The organism is Paraperlucidibaca sp., from assembly GCF_982810325.1.
The window spans coordinates 33,354-42,799 of record NZ_CEYEMI010000018.1; the positions used below are offsets into that span (position 1 = coordinate 33,354).

Below are 9,446 nucleotides of genomic sequence, written 5' to 3' on the forward strand. Positions count from 1 at the left end.
GATGGCGGCCAGTGCGCCAAGCACTTAGGGCGGCATTTCAGATAGCTGAGGCGAAAGCAGCTGCGGTTTTGCTCGCCAATAATGCTTATCGAGCAATCGCCCATGCTGCACTCGTGGCCATCGCCCAACTTGAAGAAACTCATAACGCAACAGACCACTGTCATCACTTCGATACAGCGGAATACCTCTAGCCATAACGCGTTGTTGCACTGTGGAGTGCGGATGATGAAAACGATTGCGATAACCAACGGTGGCAATGACCTCGCGCGGCGCAACCGCATCTAGCCAACTTTCGGTGCTCGATGTTTTGCTACCATGGTGGCCAAGTAAGAGTAAATCTGCGCGCAGATCAGACTGCATAGCTAACAGCGTTAATTCGCCTTGTGCCTCTAGGTCGGCCGGAATCAGCACGGTAAATCCCTGCGCACGAATGCGCAGCACGCAAGAGCGCTCATTATCGCGCTTGAGCAAAAACGTTGGGTCTGGCCACAGAAACTCGAACTCGACGCCATCCCATTGCCAACGCTGGCCACTGCGGCAACCTTGCTGCGGCGGACGCTCAGCTAAAGGCCATTGCGCCAAATGCGATGGCCACTCGCCCCAAACCTGGGCCACCGGCAGCGTGCGCAAGATCGCCCCGCCACCGCCGGTATGATCATTGTCGTCGTGGCTAAACACGAGAGCATCGAGCGAGCGCACCTGAGCCCAGCGCAAATACGGCAAAATAATGCGCTGACCAGCGCCGGCGTCATCGCTAAATGCCGCACCAGTGTCAAATAACAGCTGATGTTTTGCCGTTTCCGCATGCACCGACAAACCTTGACCGACATCGATAATGCTCAGCCGCAACTGGCCTTCGCTCAAGCTCGGCTGTGGCCAACACAGCGCAAGCAGCGGCAGCCATGCCAATTGCCGCCCAGGCAGCGCGCGCGGCATCAGTAATAAAGCAATACTCAAGCCCAGCGCCCAGACTGTCGCGCCAGGTAAATGCCAATCAATGGCCGCTCCCGGCAGTGCTGCCGCCCATTTCAGCAACTCATCGAGCATGGCCATGCTGCCAATAGCCAAAGCCCATAACGCATGGCCTAGCGGCTCGGAGACGCTATGCGCGAGCAGGCCCGCCATTGCCACTGGTACCACAGTAAACGTTACCCACGGGATGGCGATGATATTGATCGGCAAGCTCAGCCACGCTAGCCGAGAAAATAGCGCCAAGGTCAACGGCAGTAAGCCCCACGTCGCCAGCCATTGCGCTCGAAAACCCGCGCGCCAACTCACTTCCTCACCGGGAGCCATGCCGCCAGCCATCAGTAAGGCGACAGCAGCAAAAGACAACCACAAACCGGCCGAATGAATCGCTAAGGGATCGAGCAGCAGCACCGCCGTTAAAGCCAATAACAGGCTTTGTGTCGCGCGCATCTCACCTGGCAGGCAACGTAGCCAAACGATCATTCCGAGCATCAATAAAGTGCGCTGCGTTGGCACTTCCATGCCCGCCAACGCACCATAGCCACATGCCGCCAGCCAGCCGTGCGTGTGTCGAGTGTTATCGGCTGGCTGCCACAACGCCAGCTTCGGTGAGCGCAACCAGCAGCGGCGAACAAACCACGCTACTAACCAGGCAACCATGGTGATGTGCACACCTGAAATCGCCACCAAATGCGTGATGCCGGTGCGCGCGTATCTGTCCCAGGCTTCGATGGACATGCCCGCACGGTCGCCAGTGAGCAGCGCCAATACTGTGCCGGCGGCATCGGGCTGATCTGCAAAGCTCGCTAGCAAATGTTGGCGAATACGCCAGCGCAAACCATCGAGCGTGGTCTCGGCAGCAGCAATGCGCTCGCCAGAGCTCGCCCAGCCAGTGGCGCTAATGCCGTTCTGATGCCACCACAGCTCACCATCGAAGCCACCAGGATTGACCACACCATTGGGCCGCTTCAAGCGCAGCTGAAAGCGCCACACTTCATCAGGCTTTAATAAAATATCGCCGCGCCAACTCAGCTGCCAGTTAACGCCACTCTGCCAACACGATTCAGCGCCTGAAATAGGCTGAAAGACAAAACGCTCGCCAACGGGCTGCGCTGGTCTTGGCAAGCTAACAATACGACCCGTGACATTCAGGCGCTCACCTTCACACGCCGATGGCAGCTGCTGCGTCATCGCCTGCGTTGCGGCAAATACAGACCAGAGCATGCCCGCGCTCAAACCGATGCCGGCAAGTGCTGGCCAGCTGAGGGCGAAATCTTTAAATGAGCGGCGCTGACGAAGAAGCTGAGCAAGAAAAATGCCGCCCAATATCACTGCGCAATAGGCTAAGCAAAGCATAAATGAAGGCAGCTGCGCCCATAGGCGCAACAAAAATACGCCATAAACAAAACTAAATAATAGCGAAGACACGCTGTTGCTCCCCTGGCATCCATTCCAGTTGAATCAACTCTCAGTGTAGACTACGGCCTGCCCTCTTTCTGGGTAGAACATGGAAGACCTCATGGCTAAGGCTTTTATTCGTCGCTACCTTCCCACTCCGGAGCAAATCCGAGAGATGAAGGGCCTCGGCTTTTTACGCAACCGCCTGAGCGATCCTAGTCTCTGGCACCTAAACCGCCGCTCGGCTTCATGGGCGATGTTTTGGGGTCTATTCTGCGCCTTCCTACCCGTACCTTTTCAAATGGTGCCGGCCACCGCTATCGCCATTGTCTTTCGCATTAATTTGCCGCTGATGATTCTGCTGGTATGGATCACTAACCCACTAACGCTATTGCCATTTATGTATAGCGGTTATTGGTTAGGTAGCCATTTGCTTGATGTGCCCATGCTCACCTGGCATCAGCTAGAACATTTGGCGACGCGCGCACTGCATATGTCGGATGCGCCCGTAGACGCTTTCGAGGTAGGCCTACTTCAGCAGCTCAAACCATTCTTCCTTGGCTCGGTCGTACTAGGGCTGGTGTTAGGTACGGTAGGCTATATCGCCATGCGCTATTTTTGGCGATGGCATGTGGTCACGGCTTGGCGCAAGCGCCTAGAAGCCCGGCTCGCGCAAAAATCTAATGACATTTCTGCGCAGTAAGGCGCAGCATTATTGGGCTTGATCAAGCTCGACTAAGCTACCGCTGCTCATGCTCAAACGCCGATGCGCCAAAGACGCCAAACGCTCTTCGTGAGTCACGATAATAAAGCTAATCCCCAAGGTTTCATTTAGCTCAACGATGAGCTGATGAATCGACTCGGCAGTATCGCGATCGAGATTGCCTGTAGGCTCATCTGCCAATACCAAGGCAGGGTCACACACTAGCGCACGCGCCAAAGCCACACGCTGGCGCTCACCACCTGAGAGCTCCGATGGCTTGTGCTCAACACGCTCCGACAAGCCCACGCGCGTTAATAATTCATGGGCTTTTTTGCGAGCTAACTTAGGACTCATGCCGCCGATAACTGCCGGCAAGCTGACGTTTTCCAATGCCGTAAATTCCGGCAAAAGATGATGCAGCTGATAGACAAAACCGATGTGCTGGTTACGCAACTTACTGCGCTCCGCTTCGCTCATGCTGGCTAGGTCATTACCCATCAGCTCAACGCGACCGCTACTTGGCAACTCTAAGCCCCCGAGCAAATGCAGCAATGTGGTTTTGCCCGAACCCGAACGACCGACAATGGCGACACGCTCGCCGCGCATGACCTGAAAGCTGACATCCTTCAAGACCGTAATAGCTTGCGGACCTTCAGAAAATTGTTGACCCAAATCATGGGTAGCTAGAACAATCTCACTCATGGCGCAAAGCCTCCGCTGGTTGAATGCGACCAGCTTGGCGTGCCGGATAAATTGTCGCCAAGAAGCTCAAAATAAATGCAGTGAGGCCGACCCAAGTGACATCAAACCAATCGAGTTGCGTGGGCAGATAATTGACAAAATAGGCATCGAATAAACGCACATTCATCAGGCGCTCATAGCCAGCGGCGATGTCACTAACAGTGAGCGACAGCAATATGCCTAAGCCCACACCCGCGATAGTTCCACCCAGCCCAACCGCCGTGCCCTGCACTAAGAAAATGCGCTGAATCATGCCCGGCGTGGCGCCTAAGGTGCGCAAAATTGCGATGTCTGACTTCTTGTCATTAACCACCATGACCAGACTGGAAACGATATTAAACGCCGCTACCGCCACGATCAGCAGCAGCAGTAAAGACATCATCGCCTTTTCCATTTTGATAGCGTTAAACAAGCTGCCCTGAGTCTGCGTCCAATCGCTGGCGTAAAAATATGGCGGCAGTGTGGCCAATAAGCGTTCGTTGGTGGCACGCACGGCAAACAGGTCATCAACCTTTAAGCGCAAGCCTTGCACGCGGTCGCCAATGCGCAACAGGCGACCGGCATCGGCGTAATGCACATAGGCCAAAATGCCATCGACCTCAGCGCCAACTTTGAATACACCAACAACATTAAAGCGCTTAAAGCGAGGAATAACGCCGGCAGCACTCAAGGTGGCCTCGGGTAAAACCAGTGTTACCGAGTCGCCCATGCGCACGCCGAGTACATCGGCGAGCTGTTGGCCCAGCACGATGCCATAGCTGCCATCGGTGAGATCGCTCATCTGCCCCTGCGTCATGAAGTCCGGCAAGATCGACACCTTGGCTTCGAACTCGGGCGCAATACCGGTGATCACCGCGCCGTTGACTTGGCCATTGGCAGTGAGCATGCCCTGCACCTGCGACATAGGTGCGGCAGCAGTAACACCTGGACTAGCTTCGGCAATTTGCACGAGCTTGCGCCAGTTTTGTACCGGCTCGGTGGCGTGAATAGTGGACTGCGAGACCATGCCTAAGATGCGCTGCTTAAGCTCACGGTCGAAGCCGTTCATCACCGATAACACCGTGATGAGCACAGCCACGCCGAGCATAAGCCCGATCATCGAACTCAGTGACATGAAGGAGATAAATTGGTCGCGGCGGCGCGCACGTGTGTAGCGCAGCCCGATAAAAACAGAGAGTGGTTTATACATGGGCGCGATTACACCATAGCCACTGCGCGGCGTCACACAGAATTCACAACGAGCAGGCTACACTAGGCATAAATGCTAAATAAGGAGAGCGCCATGCGCTTAATTGGTCATCGTGGCGCGCGCAGCGAAGCTCCCGAAAACACCCTCAGCGGGTTTCGGTATCTGCGCGCACTCGGCGTGCGAGCTGTCGAGTTCGATATTCACCTTAGTGCCGATGGCGAACTCATGGTCATCCACGATGCTGAGTTATCGCGCACCACCTCTGGCCATGGTTTGGTGCGTGAGCATAGCGCTGCCGAGTTAGCCGCACTGGATGCCTGCCATCAGCCCGCACACAAAGGCTTTGCGCCATGGCCAAAGCGCGAAGGCGTGCCAACGTTGGCGCAAGTGCTCACTGAACTCTACGATTTCACCCATATCGAACTGGAGCTAAAAGTTCGGCATGAGGATGATGAAGCCGCCGTAGTCGCCGCCTTGCCTGCGATTTGGCAGCGATTTAACTTATCGGGTCGCGCGCGCTGCACGTCATTTAATCCGCGGCTATTGCACCGCTTACAGCAACAGGCACCCGAGTTGCCACGCGGCTTTTTAGTAGAAGATAATTTTGCTGGCGACATCGTGCAGGTCGCACAAGCCCTAGGCTGCGATGCCATTGGTCCGCACGCAAACTTACTCACAGCTGAGCTAGTGACTCAGGCGCACGCCGCTGGCTTGTGGGTGTCGACGTGGACGGTGAACGATCACCAGCGGGCGCTAGAATTAGCAGCAATGGGCGTGGACGGCTTAATCACCGACACGCCGACGCTGGCGAAAAGCTGGCTGAGCTGGAGCGCATAAACTCAAGCGCATAAAAAAAGCCTCGCTTATCGGCGAGGCTTTTTATCGTTGCAGGCAAAACTAAATATTAAGTGCGCGGCGCTTATGTTTTATGTGCGCGGCACAATGGCTCGGCTTGGCGCTGGACTACGTCTAGCCTGCTGATACAAGGGCATAACTTTCGGAATAGCCGCTTGCAGATCGTTAATACGCTGAGCATTACCTGGGTGAGTACTCAAGAACGAACCACTGCTATTGCCAGTGGCAGCAGCCATTTTCTGCCAAAGCGTGACCGATGCATTTGGGTTGTAACCGGCACGAGCTAGCAGCTCTAGGCCAATAATGTCGGCCTCCGATTCCTGGCCGCGGCCATTGGGTAGCGTTAAACCAATCTGCGCAGCTTGCTGCAACAACGTACTGGTGCCTTGCGACATGCCAGTGAGTGCACCAACCAGGCTCAAGCCAGCATTTTGCGCATAGGCTTGCGACACGCGCTCGCGGCCATGCTCACGCAAAGCATGAGCAATTTCATGACCCATGATGGCGGCGATTTCATCATCGGTGAGTTTTAGCTTATTGATGATGCCGGTGAAAAACATGATTTTGCCACCAGGCGCGCAATAGGCATTGAGCTCATCGCGCGTTTCTAAATTAACTTCCCAGCGCCACGCCAAGGCATCGCTGCGAAAAGTACCGACTTGTGGAATCAAACGATCAGCAATTTGGCGAATACGCTCCAAATTGGCTTTATCAGTATTTAGCGCGCGCTTGCTTGTGGCCTTAGTCAGCTCTTCCTGATAGCTCTGCGCCGCCATCGCCTCCACTTCAGAAGATGACACCAGCAGTAACTGTTGGCGACTGACACCCGTAGCACCTTGCTGAGTCGTGGTCGTACAAGCCGCCAGGCCTAAGGCTAAAATCAGCGCTAAGCCACTGGCTTTAGCAAGATGCTTCACATTCATGCGTGGAGTGCTCCAAAAGTAATGGTATCGACGGCTAAATATGCTAAGCGCTAAACCTTAGCTGCCGTTGGTAAGTAGTAATAACGTCGCCATATAGACTCATAGCGTACACGCTCAGCGCTGATTTTTTCCGCCGACCAGTGTAATTCATCACGCAATATGGCATCGATTTGCGGAATCAACGACAAACCACCACGCGGTAGCAGCAGGCCTAAACGCACACGACGCATGAGCAAATCATCGAGATGAACCACTTGCTCATGACGGCATGCCCAGCGTAATTCGGCCAACAAGGTGTTGGTGTCGGCAATATGCACCAACTCACCAGCGGGCATTTCGCGCAAAAAGCGTTGGGTATGGATGCCAAAACGCGCCACTACATGGGCAAACATCGCCGGCGTTAAATGCTCAGGCGCAGGGCCCGACTGTGGTGCACGAAAAATCGCGGCGCCATCATCGCGCACAGTAATACCCAGCTGCCCTGCCGCCAGCCGCAAGGCATCGAGCGCAATAAGACGGAAAGTGGTGAGCTTGCCGCCAGTCACGGTAATTAAGCCTTGGTTATCCCAAACACTATGGCTGCGGCTCTCTTTCGATGGATCACTGCCATCGCCAGCGCTAACCACTGGGCGCACGCCAGACCATGTTGAAATAATGTCTTCAACGGTAAATTTCGCGGCAGGAAATTGCGTATTGATGCCGCGCAACAAGTAATGCATCTCGGCTTCGCTTAAGGCCGCCTCAATGTCTAAATCGTCACGATGATCAAGGTCCGTCGTGCCAACAATGGTGCGGCCTTCCCACGGATAAATGAACATCACGCGCTGGTCATCGGGGTGATGGCAAATCAAGGCTTCACTCAAAGGCAGGCGATGCGCAGAAAACACCAAATGGCTGCCGCGCAAAGGCCGCACACGCACTTCATCAATGAGTTTGCGGCGTAGACGATCCGCCCACGCGCCGGTGGCATTAATCACAGCTTTAGCCGCCACTACAGCGGTCTCGCCTCGGTCGCTGCCAAAATCATCCGAGGTATCTTGCAGGCGCAAACCGGTGACACGATCACCGGTCATCACCAAATCGGTGGCTTTCACGTAATTGAGCATGACTAAACCATCGGCCACGGCCTCGTCGAGCACGCGTTGTACTAAGCGCGAATCGTCGACCACGGCATCGGTGTAGCGCGTGGCGCCAGTAAGGCCTTCTCCGCGATGGCCTGGCATGCGCGCCAAGAAATTGAGCTTTTTAAAGTAGCGATGGTCGCGCATGCCGGCGAGCAGATCATAGACCGTGATGAGAAACTGAAATGGCCAGCGACCCGGAAATACGCCTTTATAATGGGCAAAGTGAAAGCCCATGCGCTCGACCAAGCCCGGTGCTTCGCGCAGCAGACGCTCGCGCTCAGTAAGCGAATGCCAAGTCAGCCGCACTTCACCTTGAGCGATATAGCGCAGGCCGCCATGAACCATTTTCGATGAGCGGCTAGATGTGCCCCAGCTATAGTCAGTTTGCTCGATCAATGCCGTACGCAGGCCACGTCGCACGGCCTCGCGCGCCACACCAGCACCAGTAATTCCGCCGCCAATCACCAGCACATCCCATGCGGTTGTGGTCAACGTTTGCCATTGCTGTTTTCGAGCCTCTATAACTGCCACCTGCGCCTCTCCTTGTCCGAAAAATCGGCGCTAGTGTAACCAAATGTGTAGGAAAAAAGGCTCAGGCGAATGACTTCGAGGTCATTTTTTTTGCAGAACTACCAGCGCACCTGCTCAAGATGGCTCAGTTCACGCCCCAAAAAGCGCGAGCCTATGGTTTGAAAACGTAGCGGAATGTCGGTCACCACATAGTCGTAGCGTGGAGCAATGCGTTGCGGATTATGCATTTCCATTTCGGTCAGCACGCGCGCGGTTTGCTCGGCAATAGTCACCGCCGAATCCACCAAGCGAATATTTGGCCCCGCAATCTGACCAATAAGCGGCTTCAGCAGCGGATAATGCGTGCAGCCCAGCACCAAAGCATCGATAGACTCAACAAATACTGGCTTCAAATATTCGCGCAAGGTTAGGCGCGTGACCTCGTGTTCAAGCCAGCCCTCCTCCACCAATGGCACCAGCAAAGGGCAAGCCTGCGAGTAGACACTGAGTGCAGGATTGAGCGCATGAATATTGCGCGCATAAGCATTGGAGTTGACCGTGGTCGGCGTGCCGATAACACCAATACCGCGCTGGCTTATTTCCACCGCCGCACGCGCACCGGCATCGATAACATCGAGCACTGGCACTGGCGAACGTGCCCGCACGGCCTCACCCGCCACCGCCGCCATGGTGTTACAGGCGATGATCAGCAACTTGACATCGCGGGCGAGTAAAAAGTCGGCGATTTGCGTGGTGAAGCTATGGATGGTTTCGTTGGATTTCACGCCGTAGGGCACGCGCGCGGTATCGCCAAAATAGACTATGTCTTCAAATGGCAGGCGCTCCATTAAAGCCCGCACTACGGTGAGACCGCCAATGCCAGAATCAAACACACCAATTGCGGAACGGGCGGTTGCAGACATGCGCACATCCATCAAGCCAAGATTGAAACGCAGGATAGCAAATTCTCTAGTGCCCTAGCGCTTCAGGTCTCGGTAAAAGTTTTCGTGTGAGCCGAGCGCTTCTAAATACAC

8 protein-coding genes are annotated in these 9,446 nt (G+C 55.1%); 2 read left to right on the top strand and 6 right to left on the bottom strand.

Translation table 11 applies throughout. The features are described from left to right. Positions 1–24 precede the first annotated feature (24 nt). Positions 25–2,397, bottom strand: coding sequence for a DNA internalization-related competence protein ComEC/Rec2 (locus AC3DKE_RS07715; RefSeq protein WP_487990346.1), 2,373 nt, complete (start codon positions 2,395–2,397; stop codon positions 25–27). Positions 2,398–2,488: 91 nt separating this feature from the next. Here AC3DKE_RS07715 and AC3DKE_RS07720 point away from each other — a divergent pair, with 91 nt between their 5' ends. Then, positions 2,489–3,070 (top strand): DUF2062 domain-containing protein, encoded by a 582-nt coding sequence (locus AC3DKE_RS07720; RefSeq protein WP_484216839.1) that lies wholly within the window; start codon positions 2,489–2,491, stop codon positions 3,068–3,070. Between the two features lie 9 nt (positions 3,071–3,079). Here the strand turns inward: AC3DKE_RS07720 and lolD are convergent, their stop codons facing one another. Together lolD and AC3DKE_RS07730 are read right to left on the bottom strand one after the other, a co-directional pair. Further along, on the bottom strand, positions 3,080–3,772 hold the full coding sequence (lolD, locus tag AC3DKE_RS07725) for a lipoprotein-releasing ABC transporter ATP-binding protein LolD (protein ID WP_340675061.1): 693 nt from the start codon (positions 3,770–3,772) through the stop codon (positions 3,080–3,082). Then, positions 3,765–5,000 carry a lipoprotein-releasing ABC transporter permease subunit gene (locus tag AC3DKE_RS07730; RefSeq protein ID WP_340675062.1) on the bottom strand — a complete coding sequence of 412 codons (1,236 nt, stop codon included), beginning with the start codon at positions 4,998–5,000 and terminating at the stop codon, positions 3,765–3,767. The genes lolD and AC3DKE_RS07730 overlap by 8 nt, the downstream gene beginning before the upstream one ends. 93 nt (positions 5,001–5,093) lie before the next feature. On the opposite strand from AC3DKE_RS07730, the gene AC3DKE_RS07735 reads away from it, so the two are divergent. Then, on the top strand, positions 5,094–5,837 hold the full coding sequence (locus AC3DKE_RS07735) for a glycerophosphodiester phosphodiesterase (protein WP_487990347.1): 744 nt from the start codon (positions 5,094–5,096) through the stop codon (positions 5,835–5,837). 89 nt (positions 5,838–5,926) lie between these two features. Here AC3DKE_RS07735 and AC3DKE_RS07740 read toward each other — a convergent pair whose 3' ends face one another. The 3 genes from AC3DKE_RS07740 to murI form a co-directional block, all read right to left on the bottom strand. Continuing rightward, positions 5,927–6,778 (bottom strand): M48 family metallopeptidase, encoded by an 852-nt coding sequence (locus tag AC3DKE_RS07740; protein ID WP_340675064.1) that lies wholly within the window; start codon positions 6,776–6,778, stop codon positions 5,927–5,929. Positions 6,779–6,828: 50 nt separating this feature from the next. After that, complete coding sequence (locus AC3DKE_RS07745) at positions 6,829–8,433, bottom strand: glycerol-3-phosphate dehydrogenase/oxidase (protein ID WP_487990348.1); 1,605 nt, start codon at positions 8,431–8,433, stop codon at positions 6,829–6,831. 98 nt (positions 8,434–8,531) lie between these two features. Then, entirely contained in the window at positions 8,532–9,335 is an 804-nt protein-coding gene (gene murI / locus AC3DKE_RS07750; RefSeq protein WP_487990350.1) for a glutamate racemase, read from the bottom strand. Positions 9,336–9,446: the final 111 nt, after the last annotated feature.